This is a genomic window from Pseudooceanicola sp. NS-SX8, assembly GCF_057380755.1.
Window position 1 is genome coordinate 287,317 of record NZ_CM170819.1, and the last position, 20,018, is coordinate 307,334.

Genomic DNA, 20,018 nt, shown 5'->3' on the forward strand with positions numbered 1-20,018 from the left:
CAAGGGCGAGATTGCCAAAAAATCATCCTTTTGCCGCTTAGATGAACGGCTGAGCGGGATCCGCCTGCTGCATATGCTGCTCATGTTGGCCTTTGGCCGCATCAGCCGAAGAATGCCGATACGCCGGTCGCGGCCAGGCTGAGGTCCCAAAGGGTCTTTTCGGCGTCGGGATCCCGTTCAGGCGGCAGCAGAAGGGCAGGGCCGGTGCGGCGCTCGGCATCTGGCCCGTAGAACTCCCCGCCTTTCGCGTCCGGGTCGAAACAGGCTCGGGCCAGGCCGCAGGTGCCATCTTGCTGGCTTTGCGCGATCTTGAGGGTCGAGGACAGGATGTAGCGATCAAGTATGGTGTCTCCGCCGGCCTTGGTCGTTTTCGCCTGCAGTCCGCTGTCGGCGGGGCCGGGGTGGGCGCACAGGGCCTTGATCCGGTTGCCGGGCCGCGCATCTGCATGCTGCTGCAGCGCATAGGTGAAAAGAAGGTTGGCCAGCTTGGACTGCCGGTAGCGACGCCACTTGCCCATGCCGGGCCAGCGATCCCCGCCAAGCGATCCCCCGCGCTTTTCCAGGAACTCAGGTTCCAGGATCCCGTGGGCGGCCTTGCGCGACTTCCGCGCACCGGAAGAATGCTGGACGACCCGGGCTTCGCCGCGCTGCGCGGCCGCGGTTTCCAGAAGCGGCCAGACCTCGTGCGTCAGCAGGAAGTGAGACAGGTGGTTGGCCTGCATCTGAAGGTCGTAGCCATCTTCGGTTGCGACGTCGGGCATGCCCATGACGCCCGCGTTGCAGGCCAGCACATCCAGCCCGCTTTCGCCAAGCATCCCGCGCAGCGCCTTGCCCGTGTCGCGAACCGCCGCGAAGCTTGCAAGATCGCATGGGACAAGGTCGGCCTCTCCGATCAGCCTGAGACGCCCCAGGGCGTCTTCGGCCCTCTCGGAAGGCCGGTTCAGCATGATGACGCGCGCGCCCTTGCGCGCGGCGAGGTCGGCCAGAACATAGCCCATTCCGGAGGTGCAGCCGGTGATCCCGACGGTTTTCCCGATGAGGGATGGCAGCGCATCAGCGAGCTTGTCGAAATGAAGGACGTCTGGTGCGGTGCGTTTCGGTCGTGCCACGGTGAGCTCCTTAATATTTACACTGGAAATTTACGGCGGAAATATCGAGTCGCCTCCGGTCGGTCAATGAAAATATTTACACCGGAAATATTCCGGTGAATAACGGCCGAATGACGAGTGACAAGAAATACCACCACGGCAACCTGCGGCCCGCATTGGTGCAGGCCGGCCTCGAACTCCTGGAAGAGGAAGGCCTGGACAGGCTCTCCCTGCGCGCCTGCGCGGAAAGGGTCGGCGTCAGCCATACGGCGCCAAAGAACCACTTCGGGAATTTCGCGGGGCTGCTGACGGCCATCGCGGCGGAAGGCTACAGTCTGCTGCTGGATGAAATGCAACGGGATCTGCCGCCGGGTGCAAGCCAGGCCGTGACCCGAATGACGGCCTTCCGCGGGTATGTCGACTTCGCCAAATCCCACCCCGCCTTGTTCGAGCTGATGTTTTCCCGCCGCAAGCTGGATTTCTCCGATCCGGTCCTGAAAGAGCCGCTCGCGGCCTGCGCTGACGTGCTGCGCCGCGTCTCGGATGGGATGATCTGGGGAAAGATGGACAAGCCGGAGGCAGACAAAAGGGCTCAGATGCTGAACTGGTGCCTTGTCCACGGCTTCGCGCAGCTTACCGTTCAGGATGTCTTCGACAAGGACGGGATGCGTCACCTCGGGATAGAGGACATCCTGCCGGATATCGACTACCGGAGCTGAACGATGCCCCCCAGCCTGACGATCAGAGGTGTCCAGATATGGCAGCAAGCGCTTGACCGCGCGGCACAGGAAGCCTTGCTGGAGGATCTGCGCGCCGTACAGCGTGCCGCGCCGCTGTTCTCCCCCGAAACTCGGTGGGGGAAGAAGATGTCGGTCCGCATGACCTCGGCCGGGAAGTATGGCTGGTACTCCGACCGTCGGGGGTATCGATACGAACCTCGGCATCCGACAGGGGTGGACTGGCCGCCGATCCCCGGCGCGGTTCTGCGCCTTTGGCACGACCTGACCGGCATGTCGCGCGAACCGGATTGCTGCCTGGTGAATTTCTACGGCGAGAACGCCCGGATGGGGCTGCACCAGGACCGGGACGAGGCCGACTTTTCTTTCCCGGTGCTGTCCATATCCCTGGGTGATGACGGGTTGTTTCGGATCGGCAACAGGGAGCGTGGGGGCAAGACCGAGTCGGTCTGGCTCGGAAGTGGCGATGCCCTCCTCCTCGGAGGAGAGGCGCGCCTTCTGTACCACGGGATCGACAAGATCCGTGCCGGTTCATCTTCCCTGCTGGCGCAGGGAGGACGGATCAACCTGACATGCCGGGTGGTGGATTAGCGCCGCGCGCTCCAGGACACGGAGACGTGGCGACGGGTGTAGAATTCACCGATCATGCCCAGGCAGAAGAGGGCAACCGCAACCCAAAGCGCATATTCCAGAGAGGAAAAGTGCGGGTTGTAGTTGATGAAGGTGTCGCCCCGCGCCTGATCGATCGTGTGGAAAAGCGGGTTCCAGTCAAACAGGTTGCGCATCTGGGGGGTGATCTGGTTCGCGACGAACATCTTGCCCGAGGCGATCATGTTGGCCCGCGTGTAAAGCTGCGCCGCGATGCCGGTGAATTCCGGAAACCACGGTTTGACAGCAAGGAAGCAGACCCCGACCGAGATGCCGTAGAACCAGGCTGTCAGCAGGCAGGCAAAGGCCGCTGGCGGATCGTAGATTTCGAAGGGCCGTACTGCGACGTGGTACACGAAGAGGATGATCAGCAGCGTCAGGACCTGCAGGTAGAGCGTGGAAAGCGCCGAAGATGCCAGCGAGATGATTGTGTTCATCGGCGCATGTTTCATCATCGGCGAAGACGGGCCATCGGCCCCCATCACGGCGGAAACCGTTTTCACATGCGTCATGTAGATGAAGACGCCGGACAGCATGAACAGCAGGAAGTCGCCGCGGATCGCCGTGCGGCGCAGCCCCAGGATCGTGAACATGAGGTAGAAGACGGCCAGCATGATCGCCACCCGCACCAGGTTATTCACGATCGAAAGAACCGCGTTGTTGTGGCTTTTTCGAATGTTATGGGCGGTCGAGTGGAAGATCAGCTCGGCCATGGCGATGGCGGACTGAAGCCGCGTCTTCTTCGCTCGCTGCTGAAACATGCGCCGGTTCTCTGCCCTTGTTAGCCCATCGGCCGTTTCGCTGTGCGGCGCCGGTTGAGCTCTTGTTGTCAGAGAAAGATAGCTTGTCTTGCCCCCGCGATCAATTATGGCTGGGTCGGGTGCACAACCGGAAGTGATCACGCGACAGAGCTTCCGATGCTGCCCGCAGGATTCGAAGAACGCTCGGGTGACTGTTTCATCTGCGACGAGCTGCAAGGAGATTTGATTTGGATTTCGAGAAGCTGACCATTGTGATGCGTGACCTGGCGCTCGAGGCGGGCGCAAAGATCATGGAAATCTACGAGGCCGACGATTTCGACGTGAAGCTGAAGTCGGACGACAGCCCCGTCACGGTCGCCGACGAAGCGGCCGATGCGCTGATTTCGAAGGGCCTGAAGGAGGCATTTCCCGACGTTCTTCTGGTGACCGAGGAGCAATCGGCCTCTCACAGTGAAAAGGCGAGCACCTTCCTGATTGTCGATCCGCTCGACGGGACCAAGGAGTTCATCAATCGACGCGGTGATTTCACGGTCAATATCGCGCTGGTCGAAGACGGCGTGCCGACCCGGGGTGTGGTCTATGCCCCTGCACGTGAGCGGATGTTCTACACCCTCGCCGACGGCAGCACGGTCGAGGAACTGGGCCCGTTCGGTGCCGAGGCGGGGGAAACCAAACCGATTCGCGTGTCCGATCCCGACAATTCCGCGCTGCTCGTTGTCGCGTCGAAAAGCCACCGGGACCAGGCAACGGACGACTACATCAACAAGTACGCGGTGAAGGACAGCAAGTCCGCCGGTTCGTCCCTGAAGTTCTGCCTTGTCGCAACGGGCGAGGCGGACATCTACCCGCGCGTCGGTCGCACCATGGAGTGGGATACCGCAGCCGGCCATGCCGTGCTGGTTGGCGCCGGTGGCGCGGTGGTCCGCTTCGACGACCACACGCCCCTGCTTTACGGCAAGGATGGCTATGCCAACCCCTTCTTCATCGCATATGCGCCGGGCGTCGATCTGAAAGAGGCCTGAAGCAGGGCTGTCGGACCGTCAGGTGGCGGTCCGCCGCCCGGCGGCCCTGCTGCCATCGACTTCCGGACCGAAGGGTCTATCTTCCAGAATGGAACTGCTCCTGGGTGGGGCAATGCGTCTGGTGACGAAGTGGAGATGCAAAGCAACCTTCGGGGGAGCCCGAGATCTGGACTGCTGGCAAACGAGCGGGCTAAAAACCGGCGATGCCCCGGCAAAACCGGCAAAATTGCCTCTCAGCGGTGGTAACCGCAAGGCGAGTCGGCGATGGTCACATTACGTGAGTAACTAGGTTGCATCATCTTCATTCTACACGGGCACCCACCCGGAGTTCATGATCATGCAGGCCGATCCGAAATGGGCGGCTGCGCAGAATAATTGAGGGCTAAAAGTGCAAAATAAGGTCACCAAAGCGATTTTTCCCGTTGCCGGTCTCGGGACCCGCTTCCTCCCTGCAACCAAGTCTGTTCCCAAGGAAATTATGACCTTGGTGGACCGCCCCCTGATCCAGTACGCCATCGACGAGGCGCGCGCCGCCGGTATCACGGAATTCATCTTCGTCACCTCGCGGGGCAAATCCGCGCTCGAAGACTACTTCGACCACAGCGCGCAGCTGGAAGCGGAACTTGAGAAGAAGGGCAAGGACGACCTGCTCGAGGTCCTGAAATCGACCTACATGGAGAGCGGCGCGATTGCCTACATCCGCCAGCACCAGGCCCTGGGCCTTGGTCACGCGGTTTGGTGCGCCCGTCGCCTGATCGGGAACGAACCCTTCGCCGTTCTGCTGCCCGATGACGTCATCGCGGCGGAAAAGCCCTGCCTGCAGCAGATGGTCGAAGCCTTCGAAGAAGAACCGGCCAGCATGGTCGCGGCGATGGAAGTGCCGGAGGACAAGGCGAAGTCCTACGGCATTCTGGACGTCAAGGAAGACAAGGGCGACGTGGTTTCGGTCAAGGGCATGGTCGAGAAACCCGCCCCGGGCACCCAGCCTTCGAACCTCGCGGTCATCGGGCGCTACGTCCTGACGCCCGAGGTGATGGCGAACCTCGACAAGATGAAAACCGGTGCCGGTGGCGAGGTTCAGCTGACCGATGCCATCGCGGACGAGATCGAAGCCGGGCGTCCCGTGCACGGCTTCCGCTTCAAGGGGCAGCGTTTCGATTGCGGCTCCAAGGCTGGCTTCTTGCAGGCGACGGTTTCCTTCGGCCTGGAACGCGAAGACCTGCGTGATGAGCTCATGGGCTTCCTGCAGGACGTGGTCCCCGGCAAGGCCTGACGATAGGAGCATCCGATGGACAATGTTCTGGTGACCGGTGGTGCCGGCTACATCGGTTCGCACGCTTGCAAGGCACTGAAGGCGGCCGGCTATACGCCGGTCACCTTCGATTCTCTGGTCACCGGGTGGGAAGACGCGGTCAAGTTCGGCCCCTTCGAACAGGGTGACCTGCTGGACCGCGCCCGGTTGAACGAGGTCTTCGCAAAGTATGAACCCGTTGCGGTGATGCACTTCGCCGCGCTCAGCCAGGTCGGCGAAAGCATGAAGGAGCCGGGGCTCTACTGGCGCAACAACGTCTTGGGGTCCCTGAACCTGATCGAGGCGGCGGTGAACGCCGGCTGCCTGAACTTCGTCTTTTCCTCCACCTGCGCAACCTACGGGGAGCATGACAACGTCGTGCTGGACGAGGAGACGGAGCAGCATCCGATCAACGCCTACGGGGCCTCCAAGAAGGCGGTCGAGGATATCCTGAAGAACTTCGGAGAAGCCTACGGCCTGCGGCATGTCATCTTCCGCTACTTCAACGTGGCAGGTGGTGATCCCGAGGCGGAGGTCGGGGAGCATCATCGCCCCGAAACCCACTTGATCCCGATCATGCTGGAGGCGATCGACGGCAAGAGACCGGCGCTTACCGTTTTCGGTACCGACTATGATACGCCGGATGGCACCTGCATTCGTGACTACGTTCATGTCTGTGATCTGGTCGATGCGCATGTCCTGGGGGTGAAGTGGCTGGCCGAAGGCAAGGGCAACAGGGTTTTCAACCTGGGCACCGGCAGCGGTTTTTCGGTGCGGGAGGTGATTGATCATTCCCGCGCGGTCACCAATCGTAACGTCCCGTTCGAGGAGGGGCCGCGCCGGGCAGGCGATTGCACCAAGCTTGTTTCCGGATCGGTGCGGGCGGAAACCGAACTGGGCTGGACACCGACACGCTCCACCCTCGATACTATGATCGAGGACGCATGGCGGTGGCATCAGACGGGACACTACGAGAAGTGAAGGCAGGCGGGGGCCCGGTTGATCCGGGCCCCCCGCCTTCACTTGGCCGTTGGCAACGCTATCGTCTTCGCCTGCTGCGTCGCAGACTGCTCTGGCGTGCGCTGCGGGCGCGTCATCAGCTGCGGTTCGTGTCCAACAGGGCCCTTTCGGTTCCGCAAGAAGGCGTGCTCGTCTTTGCCTGTCTCAGAAATGAAATGCTCCGGCTGCCCTGGTTCCTGGCGCATTATCGCGGCCTGGGCGCCTGTCACTTCCTGATCGTGGACAATGGCAGCGAGGACGGGTCGCTGGAGTATCTGGCCGCGCAGCCGGATGTCCTTGTCTGGCGCAGCGATGCCAGCTACCGCGACAGCCGCTTCGGCATGGATTGGATCAACTGGTTGCTGATGCACCATGGCGCCGGTCGCTGGTGCCTGACCGTGGATGCGGATGAATTGCTGGTCTACCCGGATTGCGAAAGCCTTGACCTGCCCGCATTGGCCGCCCGCCTCGATCACCTGGGCCAGTCTGCCATGGGGGCCCTCATGCTTGACCTCTACCAGCCCGGGGGGCTGGGGCAGGGGGGCTACGAGGCCGGTCAGGATCCGACCGGGCTGCTCTGCGGTTTCGACACGGGTCCCTATCGTGCGGTCTGGCAGGAGCGGCACGGCAACCTCTGGCTGCAGGGGGGGATGCGCGAAAGGGTGTTTTTCGAGCAGGCCCCGGCGCAGGGACCGACGTTGAACAAGCTGCCCCTGGTGAAGTGGCACTGGCGCTATGCCTACCTGAATTCGACCCACTCCCTGCTGCCGTCGTCCCTGAACGCTGCCTACCGCGGGCCCGCGGGGCCCGGGCCCTCCGGTGTCCTGCTCCATACAAAGTTCCTGCCAGACAGCGCGGCACGGGCCGCCGAGGAGCGGCAAAGACAACAGCACTTCGGAGACCCGGCCGCCTTTGCAGCCTATCATCAGGCGGTCGAAGCGCAGCCGGACGCCTGGTGGAGCGGGACCCGGCGCTACGAAGGGCCTCGCCAGTTGCAGCAGCTGGGCCTCATGCGGGGCCCGCAGGCGGCTGATCTTTCAGGCAGTTCTGTTTTCATAGAGAAATAGATTGTAGACTGTCCGGCGAAGATCCGCTTCTAGTGCGAAGAGGCGGCACGCGGGGTCGATACCGTAGGCCCGGGACGCAGGAGCAGTGAATTGGGCTGGGCCGACTCATATCGGATGGGGCGTAGGAAACGCTTTCTCCTCTATCGGGCGCTTCGCAAGCGTCACCAGCTTTCCGTGGTGAAGAACCGGACCCGCAAGATCCGGCGGCGCGACATCCTTGCCTATGCAACGCTCCGCAACGAAAAGACCCGCCTGCCGTATTTCCTGGAATACTACCGGGATCTGGGCATCAACCATTTCCTGTTCGTGGACAATGACAGTACCGACGGTTCGCGGGAGTACCTGGCCGCGCAAGAGGATTGTTCGGTCTGGACAACGACGGCCAGCTACAAGAACGCCCGGTTCGGCATGGACTGGGTCAACTGGCTGCTCATGCGGTATGGGCATGAACACTGGTGCCTGACGGTGGATCCTGATGAATTCTTCATCTACCCGTTTTGCGACACGCGACCGCTCAATGCGCTGACCGACTGGTTGGACGCCTGCGAAATCCGATCTTTTTCCGCCATGCTGCTGGACATGTATCCGAAGGAAGCGGTGGGGGCGCAACCGTATCAGGAAGGGCAGGATCCGCTGGAAATTGCCAGCTGGTTCGATTCCGGCAACTACGTGATCACCCGGAACGTGGCAGAGGAAAACCTCTGGATCCAGGGTGGGCCCCGCATGCGCGTCTTCTTCGAAGATGATCCCTACAAGGCGCCGGCCCTGAACAAGATCCCGCTGGTGCGCTGGAACCGGCGCTACGCCTATAACTCTTCCACGCATTCGCTCCTCCCTCGCGGGCTCAACCTCGTCTTCGACGAATGGGGAGGGGAGAAGGCCTCTGGGGTTCTGCTCCATACGAAGTTCCTCGACACCTTTGGCGCAAAGGCGAAGGAGGAACTTGTTCGCCACCAGCATTACGGCGAGTCCCAGGAATACATAGCCTACGACAAGCGCATGCAGGATCAGCCAGAGCTCTGGTGCAAATGGTCCGAGAAGTACATTAACTGGCGTCAGCTCGAAATTCTCGGGCTGATGTCGAAGGGGAACTGGGCCTGACCGGCCCGAACAAGGGGAGATGACACAGGCGTGGGCGTCGGCATCGTCATGCTGGTTCACACGGCCCTGGGCCGTGCAGAGCAGGTCGCGCGCCATTGGGCCGCGTCCGGGTGTCCTGTTGTCATCCACCTGGATCGAAAGGTTTCCGACCGGACCGAGGCGCGTTTTCGCGATGCTCTGAAAGATGTGGACCTTGTGCGCTTCTCCACCCGGCACGTCTGCACCTGGGGTACCTGGGGGATCGTCGCCGCGACTCAGGACGCGGTGGAGCTGCTGCTGGAAGAGTTCCCGAACCTGCGTCACGTCTACCTGTCGTCCGGCTCCTGCCTGCCTCTTCGCCCGGTGGAGGAGCTAAAGACCTACCTCCGCGCGCGGCCAGACACCGACTTCATCGAAAGCGCGACCACCTCCGATGTTCCCTGGACTGTCGGCGGGCTGGACGAAGAACGGTTCACCCTGCGCTTTCCGTTTTCGTGGAAGACGCAGCGCCGTGCCTTCGACCGCTATGTGCAGTTTCAGCGCCGTGTCGGTTTCCGGCGCCGCATCCCTTCTGGCATCGTGCCTCACATGGGAAGCCAGTGGTGGTGCCTGACAAGCAGCACGCTGCGCGCGATCCTGCAGGATCCGCAGCGGCGGGAGTATGATCGCTATTTCAAAAAGGTCTGGATACCGGATGAGGCCTATTTCCAGACCCTGACGCGGAAACACTCGGTCCACGTGGAAAGCCGCTCCCTGACCCTGTCGAAATTCGACTTCCAGGGAAAACCGCACATCTTCTACGACGATCACCTGCAACTGCTGCGGCGGTCCGACTGCTTCGTCGCCCGCAAGATATGGCCGCAGGCAAACCGGTTGTACCGTGCCTTCCTGACCGATGCGGAAGGCGCGATGAAGAAGCGGGAGCCGAACCCGGGCAAGATCGACAGGATCTTTTCCAAGGCGGTGGAACGGCGCACGCGCGGCCGCGCAGGGCTATACATGCAGAGCCGCTTCCCCCGCGAGGGCTGGGAAGGCGGGCTGACAGGGACCCAGTATTCCGTCTTCCAGGGGTTCAGCGAATTGTTCGTGGAGTTCGAGAGCTGGCTCGCGCGGACCTCCGGCTGCAGGGTGCATGGCCACATCTTCGGCCCGGGCGATGCAGAATTCGCCGGCGGCCAGGATGAGATCAATGGCGGCCTGAGCAAAAGCGCCACGTTGCGGGATTACGCCCCACGCAGCTTCCTGACCAACCTGATCTGGAACACCCGGGGGGAGCGGCAGTGCTTTCAGTATTCGCCGCGTGCCAACCAGGCGGTGGCCTGGGACATGGCAAAGGATGCCAACGCGCAGATTTCCGTCATCTCCGGCGCCTGGGCGGTTCCGCTCTTTCGGGCTGGCGGGGACTTTGCAGAGCTGCGGCGCGAGGCGGCGCAGTTGCAGAAGGTCGAGGCCGACTTCCTGCATGCCCTGCGGTCCCCTTGGGCCAAGGCGCGGGTCCGGATCTGGACCATGGCAGATTTTGTCGAGGCCCCGATGGAGCCCCTGCAGGCCGCCGTCGATGAAATGGGGATCCGCACGGCGCGCCGCCTTTCCGAGGTGCCCCAGATGCGGGAGCTTTCGGGTTTTGGCCAGTTCCTGCAGAACCTCAAGAACCAGGGCATGCATCCGTACCTGATGGGGGATTTCCCGGTGCTGGCGGAGGATGCCCCGACCAAGGACGATGGTCCGGAAGACAAGCCACGCAAGCCGCGCCGCCCCTACCTGGTGCAGAAATAGAGTGTCATGAGCCGTTTCGATTACTTCATCGTCCTTGCAGAGATGCGCACCGGGTCCAACTTCCTGGAAGCGAACCTGAATGCCCTGGACGGCGTCTCTTGCCTGGGGGAGGTCTTCAACCCGTTCTTCATAGCCTATCCGAATGCGGAGGACTGCCTGGGGCTGACCCTGGATCAGCGTGACGAGGATCCGCTGGCGATGATCGAAGCGGTGCGTGCGGCGCCGGGTCTCAACGGATTTCGCTTCTTCCACAACCACGATCAGCGGGTTCTGGACCTGGCCCTGACCGACGCGCGTTGCGCAAAGATCGTGCTGACGCGCAATCCGGCCGAAAGCTACGTCTCCTGGAAGATCGCCCGGGGAACGGGGCAGTGGAAACTGACCGACGTGCGTCGCCGCAAGGAGGTTCAGGCCGAATTCGACGCAGAGGAATTCGAAACGCATCTGGCAGAGCTGCAGGCCTTCCAGCTGCGACTGATGAAGACGTTCCAGGTCACCGGCCAGACGGCCTTCTACATCGACTACGAGGATTTGCAGAGCCTCGACGTGATGAACGGGCTCGCCTCCTGGCTGGAAGTGGACGGGCGCCTCGACAGCCTGTCGCAGAAACTGAAGGTGCAAAACCCGGAGCCGCTGGAGCAGAAGGTCGCGAATTTCCCGGAGATGGATGAAGTGCTGTCCCGGCTGGATCGGTTCAACCTGTCCCGCACGCCGAATTTCGAACCGCGCAGGGGCCCCCAGGTGCCCGCCTTCGTGGCCGGAGCGGAGGTGCCTTTGCTCTTCATGCCGGTAAAGGGCGGACCGGAAAAACAGGTGGAGCATTGGCTGGCGGGGCTGGACGGAGTGAAACCCGGCAAACTGCGGCGCAAGTTCAGTCAGCGGGAATTGCGGCAGTGGATGCGCGGCAATTCCGGTCACCGCAGCTTTACCGTGTTGCGTCATCCGGTCGCCCGGGCGCATGCGGCCTTCTGCGAGAAGATCCTTGAAGGCAAGTTTGCCGAGATCCGAAAGGTGCTTCGGCAGCGCTACAAGCTGCCGATCCCCGGTCAGCCCGGCGGGGCCTACTCCCTGGAGCAGCACCGCGAAGCCTTTGTCGGGTTTCTTGATTTCCTCAAGGCGAACCTGTCCCAGCAAACGGGGGTGCGCGTTGATCCCCACTGGGCAAGCCAGTCAACGATCCTGGAAGGCATGGCGCAGTTTGCGGTGCCGGACCTCGTTCTGCGCGAAGAGGATCTGGCAGATGACCTGCCGCGCCTGGCGCAACGCTTTGGCAAGGTGGGCCCGCTGCCTGATCACGGGCAGGGGGAGACCCCATTCGCCCTGGCGCAGATCTACGATGCGGAGGTCGAGGCGAAGGCAGCAGAGGCCTATCAAAGAGACTACATGATCTTCGGGTTCGGCCCCTGGCAGGGCTGAAACGCAGTCTTGGAAACGGAAAAGGGCTCCTTGATCGGCACCCCTTCTTGTTCAGATCCAGCTATCAGGCTGCCTGCACGTCCTGCCCCGATGTCAGGATCGCGTAAAGCGTCGAGGGATCGGGATTGGAGCGCAGCTTCTTGCACAGGGTCTGGTCACGCAGGGAGCGGGACACGAGGGCAAGCGCCTTGAGGTGTTCCACACCCGCATCGCGCGGCGCAAAGAGAGCGAAGACGAGATCAACCGGCTGACGGTCGATCGAGTCGAAGTCCACCGGCTTTTCAAGCATGATGAAGCCGCCTTGCACCGCGGTCAGCCCGTCGAGGCGCGCATGAGGCAGGGCAACACCGTGACCGACACCGGTCGGACCCAGAGACTCCCGCTCCTGAAGCGCTTCCACGACGTTGGACTGGTCCAGCCCGAAGGCCGAATGTGCCAGTTCACCGACGTCATGAAGCAACCGCTTCTTGCTGGAAGCCGAGGCGACAACTTTGATCGCCTCGGGCTTGAGGATCTCTGACAGTTTCATTCTGCCTCATGCTGTTTCGGGCGGTCCGGTCCCGCGTGGCGGGGCCGGGGGCCTCTAGCTACGCGGATCGATCCAGCCAATGTTTCCATCGTCGCGGCGGTAGACCACGTTAAGACCGTTCTTTCCCTCGTTGCGGAAGACCAGCACAGGGGCTCCTGCCAGTTCCATCTGCATGACGGCTTCGCCAACAGAGAGCGACGGAATTCTCGTCTCCATCTCCGCGACGATAATAGGTTGCAGATCCTCGGGCTCCGATTCCTCGTTCGCTTGATCCGCGGCGAGGATATACGAGGAGCCTTCGAAGATTTCAACCGGCTCGACCCGCTTTGTGTGGTGGTCCTTCAGGCGGCGCTTGTAGCGGCGAAGCTGCTTTTCCATCCTGTCGCAGCACTTTTCGAAAGCGGCGTAGATTTCGGTGGCTCGGCCCTGGGCCTGGGCCGTCAGGCCGGTGGAGAGATGTACGGTCGTTTCGCAGATGAATTCATGCGCGTCCTTGGAAAAGGTGACATTCGCATCGGTGGGGCTTTCGGCGTATTTCGCCACTGCCGCGTCGACCCCTTCCTTGACGTGATGTTGCAGGGCATCGCCGATGTCGATCTGCTTGCCGGTGATCTTGTAACGCATTCCGTCTCCTCTCATGACATTTCGGGCGTCAGCCGGGTGGCACGGGGCCACCGGAGTGCTCAGGCTCGAATGCTGCGGAAATACGACAGGCCGGACACCGAAAACGCCGCCCTGCCGCGAGAGCGGTGCGGGCGGGCTTCATGGGCGTGTCGCAAACCTGTCATGTCCCCATTTGACGAGAAGAGGTGCCGATCTGTCAATGAAATCCGGCGGGTGAGCTTGCCAAAGCGTTTCATCGCCATCAGGCAGCTTTGGAGCGGCTTTGTTCCGCCGTTTCAGTGATTTACCGTGGATTGTGACCTGCCGTGAGTTGAACCGGCGGGGCCTGATCCCATCTGACGGCCGCGCCAAAACCGCGCGGGATACCCGCGCAGGGCGCCTGCCGCCACAGGGGTTTCAGCTGATCTTGAAGGAATCGCCCAGGTAGACCCGGCGCACGTTGTCATTCTCGACAACTTCTTCCGGGGTGCCGGACATCAGGACGGTCCCGTCGTGCAGGATGTAGGCGCGATCGATGATTTCGAGCGTTTCACGCACGTTGTGATCCGTGATCAGAACCCCGATCCCCCGGGTCTTCAGGTCAGCGACCAGGTGCCTGATGTCCGAGACGGAGATCGGATCGACGCCGGCAAAAGGTTCGTCGAGCAGAAGGTATTTCGGTTCTGCCGCAAGGCAGCGGGCAATTTCGACCCGTCGGCGTTCACCGCCCGAAAGCGCCAGGGCAGGTGCGCGCCGCAGATGCTCGATCGAGAATTCCGAAAGCAGTTCTTCCAGCCGCTCCCGGCGCTTGTGGCGGTCGGAATAGGTGATGTCGAGGATCGCTGCGATGTTGTCTTCGACGTTCATGCCCCGGAAGATGGACATCTCCTGCGGCAGGTATCCGATCCCGAGCTTGGCTCGGCGGTACATCGGCAGCCCGGTCACATCGGTGCCGTCAAGGATGACGCGACCGCCTTCTGGAATCACCAGTCCCGCGATGGAATAGAAGCTGGTCGTCTTGCCGGAACCGTTCGGACCGAGCAGCGCCACGACTTCTCCCCTCGCAAGCTCCATCGAGACGTCGCGGATAACGACGCGCTTCTTGTAGGCCTTGCGGAGGGATTCGATCTTCAGGCCTTCCTTGGCCCCGGACGTGGTTTCGGACTTTGCGGACAAACGTCAGTTCCCATCCTGGGACAGGAAGGTGCGAACGCGCCCTTCCATCACGGCATTGCCGGCTTCGACGTCCACGCGCATCTTTTCGGAGGAGATGGTGCTGGGGCCACGCACGAGCAGGACATCGCCCGTCATCAGCAGCTCGCCGGTGTCGACATCGTAGTCCGCGCGTTCGGATTCCGCCGCGTCCTCTCCGCTGACGAGGGTCACGCCGCCCGTCGCGATCAGCCGCGTGATATCCGACTGATCCTCGCTGTAGATGACCTCCACCCGTGCGGCGGAAAGGCGCATCGTGTCCTGTTCCACCAGGACGTTCCCCGTGAAGATGGCAGAACCGTCTTCCTGATCCACGGTCAGGGTTTCGGATTCCACCTGGATCGGTGCCGACCGGTCAGTTCCGGTGCCGAAGGGGACGGAGGTTTCCTGGGCTGCGAGGGGCGCAGTTAGGGCAATCATCAGACCGGCGGCCAGTGCGAGGCCGCGGCGGATGGAAAGCACGTCAGTCACTTGCGATCACTCCTCGCTGGTTCCCGGGTCGTATATCAGCTTCACGCCGCCGGTGAAAACCATATAGGCCGCACCGGTTTCCGGATCCGTGGTCAGTTTCATCTTGCCTGCGGTCAGTGTTCCCGCGGGGCCGTCGCCATGCACCTCGCCCTCGGACTCCGCGCGGGTCACCTTCATTCCCAGGTCCAGCGCTTCGGTCAGCAGGCGGTAGCCGGTGGACGAGGTGATGGTGACCCCGCCGCGCAGGATCGTGCTGTCGGCGGGTTGATCGACAAGGCCAGAGTCCGCAACAACGTTGAGCCGCCCCCCGGCCGCGAGGTCGATCTGCGCCACGATTTGCTTGGCATCCAGCTTGCCGTCATCACCCGGAAGGGCACTGTCGGCGGTGAAGGTAACCTGGTCCCCTTCGTCGGTGACCCCGGCAAAACTTGGCTGGCTGATCCGCTCGCTCTGCGCGGATTCCTTCAGGTCGATGGTCGAAAAGGGGATTTCCGCCATCGGATCCGTGCTGCGGGAGATCAGGAAGAGCGTGGACAGCAGAACGATCGCTGCCAGCGGCAACGTGATCTTCAGCCAGCGGACAACCCTGGTCCGGGAGGCTTCGCTGATCGCCATCTTGCCCCCTCAGGAATGCGCGAAAATGTCGACGTCCGGCCAGCCGGCCAGGTCGAGCTTGGAGCGGGTGGGAAGGAAATCGAAGCAGGCCTGCGCGATCTCGGTCCGGCGTTCACGGGTGAGGCGTTCGTTCAGCTTGTCCCGCAGGCGGTGCAGGTACAGGACGTCCGATGCGGCGTAGTCCAGTTGGGCATTGGTCAGGGTATCCGCCCCCCAGTCCGACATCTGCTGCTGCTTGGAGATGTCGACGCCCAGCAGTTCCTGGGTGAGGTTCTTCAACCCGTGACGGTCGGTATAGGTCCGCACCAGTCGGCTGGCGATCTTGGTGCAATAGACCGGCGCAGCCAGGGCGCCGAAGGCGTTGTACATCGCCGCGATGTCGAAGCGACCGTAGTGGAACAGCTTCAGCACCGAAGGGTCTTCCAGCAACCGGCACAGGTTCGGCGCCTCGGTCTGGCCGACGGCGATCTGCACGATGTGCGCATTGCCGTCCCCGCCCGACAGCTGCACCACGCAGAGCCGGTCTCGGTGCGGGTTCAGGCCCATGGTTTCGCAGTCGATGGCCACGACCGGGCCAAGGTCCAGCCCGTCGGGCAGGTCGTGCTTGTGCAGGGTATTCGTCACGGGCCGCATTCCTTGGAATTACCCGAATTCACTTAGGGTGTCGGGGCCGTGGATGCAAACGAAGCTTGGGCAGAACCCTTTGCATCGCGGCAGGGCAGGCGGCGATCGCTCCCCCGCCATGGCCCCGGAATGGGGCACGGGGAGGAGCGGAGCGCCAGGTCAGGCCGCCGCCGCGGCCAGTTCCGGCAGGGGCGGGGTCAGCTCCCCCGCATAGTGACAGGCAACCTGGTGACCGTCTTCGAAGGTCTTCACCGGCGGCTTTTCTGCTCGGCACGTGTCGGTGGCAAAGGGACAGCGGCCCGCGAAACGGCAGCCCTTCGGCGGGTCGATGGGCGAGGGGGGCTCCCCCGTCACGGTGAACCGTTCCTTTGACGACGAGCGGTCGTCGGGGGACAGGGCCGCCGCCATCAGGGACCAGGTGTAGGGGTGCTTGGCATTCGCGAAAAGCTGCTGGGTCGGTGCCTTTTCCACGAATTCGCCCAGGTACATCACGGCGACATGGGTGCAAAGGTGCTGCACCACCGCCAGGTCGTGGGAGATGAAGACGTAGGTCAGGTGCTTTTCCTTCTGCAGCTTCTTCAGCAGGTTCAGGATCTGCGCCTGGATCGCGACGTCGAGAGCCGAGACGGGCTCATCGCAGACGATCAGCCGGGGTTCCGTCACCATCGCCCGCGCAATGCACAGGCGCTGCCGCTGGCCGCCCGAGAACTGGTGCGGGAAAAGCCGCTTGGCATCGGGATGCAGGCCGACGGCCCGGAACATCTCGTCCACGCGGGCCTCGCGGCCGCGCACGGGACCAAGGCCCATCAGGTCGAGGGGTTCGCGCACCGCCTGCCCGGCCCGAAGGCGAGGGTTGAGGGAGGAGAACGGATCCTGGAAGACCATCTGCAGGATGTGGCGGATGCCGCGCAGCGCCTCGCCTTCGAGGGAGCCGAGGTGGTGCTTGTCCAGGGTGATCGACCCGGCGACCGGATCGACCAGCCGCATCAGCGCCTGGGCTGTAGTGGATTTGCCGGACCCGGATTCACCCACGATGCCAAAGCTTTCGCCTTCGTTGACGGAAAAGGTCACACCATCGACCGCGTGAACGGTGGCGCCATTGGCGAGGGGGAAATGGACCTTCAGGTCCCTTACGTCGAGGAGGGGCTTCATGCGACCTTCTCCATCTCTTTGGTTTTCCAGCAAAGGGCGGAGTGATCCGCCGCGACGGGCACCACGGGCGGTGCTTCTGCGTGGCAGCGGGCGTCGGCCAGGGCGCAGCGCGGCGCGAAGCGGCAGGCCTTGGGGAAACGGCCGAGCGGGGGGACCATGCCCGGGATCTCGCCCAGCCCCTCTGCGGCGGCGCTTGCGGCTGCGGCACCCAGGCGAAGGCGCGGAGTGCAGGACATCAGGCCGCGCGTATAGGGATGTGACGGGTTGCCCAGGATCGCGTCCACCGGGCCGCTTTCCACGCATTTGCCGGCATAGAGAACGGCCACTTCGTCCGCCATCTCCGCCACGGCGCCAAGGTCGTGGGTGATCAGCATGATCGCCGTTTCCGTCTGGTCCTGCAGTTCGCGCAGCAGGCGGAAGATCTGCGCCTGCACCGTCACGTCCAGCGCCGTGGTGGGTTCGTCCGCGATGATCACCTTGGGCCGGCAGGCCAGGGCGATGGCGATCATGACCCGCTGACGCATCCCGCCCGACAGTTCGTGCGGGTAGGCGGCAAGGCGATCCTCGGGGGAGGGGATCTGAACCGCGCGCAGCATTTCCAGGGCGATTTCCCGCGCCTCGGCGCCGGTCTTCTTCTGGTGCAGTTCGACGACCTCCGCGATTTGGCGTTCGACCGTCAGAACCGGGTTGAGCGCTGTCATCGGCTCCTGGAAGATCATCGAGATGGCGTTGCCGCGCAGCTCGCGCATGCGGGCGGGACGGGCCGACAGGAGGTCTTCGCCCATAAGCTTGATCGACCCGCCGGAGACGGCGAAACGATCCGGCAGAAGGCCCATCGTGGACAGCGCGGTCATGGACTTGCCGCAGCCCGACTCGCCCACCACGCCCAGGGTCTTGCCCGGGTAGAGCTTCAGCGAGACGCCATCGAGAACGGAATGCACCTGGCGGCCGGTGTCCACGCCGACCTTCAGGTCGGTGATTTCGAGAACTGGATCCATCTCAGCGCCTCCGCAACTTGGGGTTCATGGCGTCGTTGATGCCGTCACCGACCAGGCTGATCGCCAGAACGGTGATGAAGATGGCGATGCCGGGCAGGGTGACCGTCCACCAGGCTTCCAGCAGGTAGTTGCGGTTCTGGCCGATGATCAGACCCCAGGACATGGTGTTGGGATCGCCGAGGCCGAGGAAGGACATGCCCGCCTCGAACAGGATGGCGGAGCCGACGGCCAGGCCTGCGGCGACGACCAGCGGCGGCAGGGCGGCGGGCAGGATCACGCGGAAGATCAGGTAGGCGTCGCGGGCGCCTGCGGTACGGGCGGCCTGCACGTAGTCGAGCTTGCGGATCTTCAGGAACTCCGCCCGGGCGAGGCGCGCCACCTGCGGCCAGCTGACCGCGCCGATGGCGATGGTGATCGTGACCAGAGAGGCGCCGAAGATCGTCACCAGCACCATCGCCAGCAGCAGGGTCGGCAGGATCTGGAAGAACTCGGTCACCTTCATCAGCGCCGCATCCGCAAAACCGCCGAAGTAGCCTGCGAAGCTGCCCACGAGGATACCGATCACGACGGAGATCACGGCAGCGGCGCCGCCGACCGCCAGGGTCGCGCGGCCGCCCTCGATGATGCCGGCCAGCATGTCACGTCCCAGATAGTCGGTTCCCAGCGGGGCGTATTCGCCGCCGGGTGCGACGAAGGGCATGTCGACCATGGAGTAGGGATCCACCTGGTAGACCAGCGGCCCGAGGAAGGTCGCGGCCAGCACGACAGCCAGCAGGAGCAGGCCGATGATGGCCGACTGGTTGCGGGCAAAGGCGCGCAGGAATTCGACAGCGGGGTGCGCGGGCTTGGGCCCGGCGGGTTCCGGCGCCGTGGCGGTCGGGGTCAGATCGGGAGTCGTGTCCGTCATTGGGCGGCTCCTTTGGGCTTGGAGGCCTTGCGGCGCGACCCGCCGATGCGCGGGTCGATCTTGCCGTAGGCCAGATCGGTCAGGATGTTCGCCACCATGACGAGGATGGCGGAGAAGAAGAGGATCGCCAGGATCGTCGGGTAGTCGCGGCGCAGGATGCTTTCATAGGCAAGCCGGCCGAGGCCGGGCCAGTTGAAGACCGTTTCCACCAGAACGGCACCGGCGAAGAGCTGGCCGAATTGCAGGCCGACCATGGTGACCACGGGGATCAGCCCGTTGCGCAGGGCATGGCCGAAGATCACCCGCCGTTCGTTCAGGCCCTTGGCCCGTGCGGTGCGGATGTAGTCGGACCCCAGAACGTCCAGCATGGAGGCGCGCGACAGGCGCGAATAGGTGGCGATGTAGATCGAGGCGAGCGTGACGGCCGGCAGGACCAGGTGGTGCAGCACGTCGAAGACGGCGCCGATCCAGGTCTCCGACCCGCGAACGTCCATCATCCCGGAGACGGGGAAGATCGGGAAGATCGAGGCGAAGAGGATCAGCAGCATCAGCCCGGTCCAGAACACCGGAGCAGCGTACCCCACGAGGGAGAAGATGGTGACGAAGTGGCTCAGCAGGCCCTTCGGTTTGCGCGCGGAGTAGATGCCCATCAGCGTGCCCACCATCACCGCGACGACAAGGGCAGAAACGACGAGCAGGATCGTCGCGGGCAACCGCTGCAGGATCAGGTCCAGCACGGGCTGGTTGAAGTAGTAGGAATAGCCGAAATCGCCGGTCACGACCTTGGCAAGGTAGACGCCAAGCTGCACGTAGACCGGCTGATCGAGCCCGTAGTCGGCGCGCAGTTTCGCGATAAGCTCTTCGGACGCGCCGCCCATCTCGCCGACGATGACCTCGACCGGGTCACCGGGCGCCATCTGGATCAGCAGGAAGTTCAGCACGAGTACGGCCACGAGGAGGCCGATCGCGGAGGCTAGTCTCTTCACGAGGGGAGGCATGGCAGCTCCTGTGGAGGGATAGAG

Annotated in this window: 21 protein-coding genes; 9 read left to right on the top strand and 12 right to left on the bottom strand. The window is 63.1% G+C overall.

All coding sequences use genetic code 11. The annotated features are described in order from the left end of the window. Positions 1 to 101 precede the first annotated feature (101 nt). Positions 102 to 1,109 carry an SDR family NAD(P)-dependent oxidoreductase gene (locus AC2IR1_RS01215; protein ID WP_486474465.1) on the bottom strand — a complete coding sequence of 336 codons (1,008 nt, stop codon included), beginning with the start codon at positions 1,107 to 1,109 and terminating at the stop codon, positions 102 to 104. A 110-nt stretch (positions 1,110 to 1,219) separates the two neighbouring features. Between AC2IR1_RS01215 and AC2IR1_RS01220 the strand changes: the two genes are divergently transcribed. Together AC2IR1_RS01220 and AC2IR1_RS01225 are read left to right on the top strand one after the other, a co-directional pair. Next, positions 1,220 to 1,807: a TetR-like C-terminal domain-containing protein gene (locus AC2IR1_RS01220; RefSeq protein WP_486474466.1), complete on the top strand. Its 588-nt coding sequence runs from the start codon at positions 1,220 to 1,222 to the stop codon at positions 1,805 to 1,807. A 3-nt stretch (positions 1,808 to 1,810) separates the two neighbouring features. Continuing rightward, the gene (locus AC2IR1_RS01225; protein ID WP_486474467.1) at positions 1,811 to 2,416 is read left to right on the top strand and encodes an alpha-ketoglutarate-dependent dioxygenase AlkB family protein; all 606 of its coding nucleotides are present in this window, start codon (positions 1,811 to 1,813) and stop codon (positions 2,414 to 2,416) included. On the opposite strand, the gene AC2IR1_RS01230 is transcribed toward AC2IR1_RS01225, so the two are convergent. Further along, a complete protein-coding gene (locus AC2IR1_RS01230) occupies positions 2,413 to 3,234 on the bottom strand; it encodes an ABC transporter permease (protein ID WP_486474468.1) in 822 nt (273 codons plus the stop codon). The two genes, AC2IR1_RS01225 and AC2IR1_RS01230, sit on opposite strands and share 4 nt — an antisense overlap. 227 nt (positions 3,235 to 3,461) lie before the next feature. On the opposite strand from AC2IR1_RS01230, the gene cysQ reads away from it, so the two are divergent. The 7 genes from cysQ to AC2IR1_RS01265 all read left to right on the top strand — a co-directional run bounded on the left by cysQ (position 3,462) and on the right by AC2IR1_RS01265 (position 11,885). Next, positions 3,462 to 4,256: a 3'(2'),5'-bisphosphate nucleotidase CysQ gene (gene cysQ / locus AC2IR1_RS01235; RefSeq protein WP_486474469.1), complete on the top strand. Its 795-nt coding sequence runs from the start codon at positions 3,462 to 3,464 to the stop codon at positions 4,254 to 4,256. A gap of 388 nt (positions 4,257 to 4,644) precedes the next feature. After that, positions 4,645 to 5,529 carry a UTP--glucose-1-phosphate uridylyltransferase GalU gene (gene galU, locus AC2IR1_RS01240; RefSeq protein WP_486474470.1) on the top strand — a complete coding sequence of 295 codons (885 nt, stop codon included), beginning with the start codon at positions 4,645 to 4,647 and terminating at the stop codon, positions 5,527 to 5,529. A 15-nt stretch (positions 5,530 to 5,544) separates the two neighbouring features. Next, positions 5,545 to 6,528 carry a UDP-glucose 4-epimerase GalE gene (galE, locus tag AC2IR1_RS01245; protein ID WP_486474471.1) on the top strand — a complete coding sequence of 328 codons (984 nt, stop codon included), beginning with the start codon at positions 5,545 to 5,547 and terminating at the stop codon, positions 6,526 to 6,528. Positions 6,529 to 6,722: 194 nt separating this feature from the next. Further along, complete coding sequence (locus AC2IR1_RS01250) at positions 6,723 to 7,613, top strand: glycosyltransferase family 2 protein (protein ID WP_486474472.1); 891 nt, start codon at positions 6,723 to 6,725, stop codon at positions 7,611 to 7,613. A 114-nt stretch (positions 7,614 to 7,727) separates the two neighbouring features. Then, positions 7,728 to 8,714: a glycosyltransferase family 2 protein gene (locus AC2IR1_RS01255; protein ID WP_486474473.1), complete on the top strand. Its 987-nt coding sequence runs from the start codon at positions 7,728 to 7,730 to the stop codon at positions 8,712 to 8,714. Between the two features lie 30 nt (positions 8,715 to 8,744). Then, a complete protein-coding gene (locus AC2IR1_RS01260) occupies positions 8,745 to 10,469 on the top strand; it encodes a DUF5927 domain-containing protein (RefSeq protein ID WP_486474474.1) in 1,725 nt (574 codons plus the stop codon). Between the two features lie 6 nt (positions 10,470 to 10,475). Further along, positions 10,476 to 11,885, top strand: coding sequence for a sulfotransferase family 2 domain-containing protein (locus AC2IR1_RS01265; protein WP_486474475.1), 1,410 nt, complete (start codon positions 10,476 to 10,478; stop codon positions 11,883 to 11,885). A 64-nt stretch (positions 11,886 to 11,949) separates the two neighbouring features. Here AC2IR1_RS01265 and AC2IR1_RS01270 read toward each other — a convergent pair whose 3' ends face one another. The 10 genes from AC2IR1_RS01270 to AC2IR1_RS01315 all read right to left on the bottom strand — a co-directional run bounded on the left by AC2IR1_RS01270 (position 11,950) and on the right by AC2IR1_RS01315 (position 19,994). Next, entirely contained in the window at positions 11,950 to 12,414 is a 465-nt protein-coding gene (locus AC2IR1_RS01270) for a PTS sugar transporter subunit IIA (RefSeq protein WP_486474476.1), read from the bottom strand. A 54-nt stretch (positions 12,415 to 12,468) separates the two neighbouring features. Then, the gene (gene hpf / locus AC2IR1_RS01275) at positions 12,469 to 13,038 is read right to left on the bottom strand and encodes a ribosome hibernation-promoting factor, HPF/YfiA family (protein WP_486474477.1); all 570 of its coding nucleotides are present in this window, start codon (positions 13,036 to 13,038) and stop codon (positions 12,469 to 12,471) included. Between the two features lie 396 nt (positions 13,039 to 13,434). Continuing rightward, positions 13,435 to 14,193, bottom strand: a complete 759-nt coding sequence (gene lptB / locus AC2IR1_RS01280; RefSeq protein WP_486474478.1) for an LPS export ABC transporter ATP-binding protein — start codon at positions 14,191 to 14,193, stop codon at positions 13,435 to 13,437. Between the two features lie 3 nt (positions 14,194 to 14,196). Beyond that, on the bottom strand, positions 14,197 to 14,700 hold the full coding sequence (gene lptA, locus AC2IR1_RS01285; RefSeq protein WP_486474479.1) for a lipopolysaccharide transport periplasmic protein LptA: 504 nt from the start codon (positions 14,698 to 14,700) through the stop codon (positions 14,197 to 14,199). Between the two features lie 6 nt (positions 14,701 to 14,706). Continuing rightward, entirely contained in the window at positions 14,707 to 15,315 is a 609-nt protein-coding gene (gene lptC / locus AC2IR1_RS01290; RefSeq protein WP_486474480.1) for an LPS export ABC transporter periplasmic protein LptC, read from the bottom strand. 9 nt (positions 15,316 to 15,324) lie between these two features. Continuing rightward, positions 15,325 to 15,939, bottom strand: a complete 615-nt coding sequence (locus AC2IR1_RS01295) for a ribonuclease D (protein WP_486474481.1) — start codon at positions 15,937 to 15,939, stop codon at positions 15,325 to 15,327. A gap of 159 nt (positions 15,940 to 16,098) precedes the next feature. Beyond that, positions 16,099 to 17,091 (bottom strand): ABC transporter ATP-binding protein, encoded by a 993-nt coding sequence (locus tag AC2IR1_RS01300; protein ID WP_486474482.1) that lies wholly within the window; start codon positions 17,089 to 17,091, stop codon positions 16,099 to 16,101. Beyond that, on the bottom strand, positions 17,088 to 18,089 hold the full coding sequence (locus tag AC2IR1_RS01305) for an ABC transporter ATP-binding protein (protein WP_486474483.1): 1,002 nt from the start codon (positions 18,087 to 18,089) through the stop codon (positions 17,088 to 17,090). The genes AC2IR1_RS01300 and AC2IR1_RS01305 overlap by 4 nt, the downstream gene beginning before the upstream one ends. A gap of 1 nt (position 18,090) precedes the next feature. Beyond that, positions 18,091 to 18,996, bottom strand: coding sequence for an ABC transporter permease (locus AC2IR1_RS01310; RefSeq protein ID WP_486474484.1), 906 nt, complete (start codon positions 18,994 to 18,996; stop codon positions 18,091 to 18,093). Next, positions 18,993 to 19,994: an ABC transporter permease gene (locus tag AC2IR1_RS01315; RefSeq protein WP_486474485.1), complete on the bottom strand. Its 1,002-nt coding sequence runs from the start codon at positions 19,992 to 19,994 to the stop codon at positions 18,993 to 18,995. The genes AC2IR1_RS01310 and AC2IR1_RS01315 overlap by 4 nt, the downstream gene beginning before the upstream one ends. Positions 19,995 to 20,018: the final 24 nt, after the last annotated feature.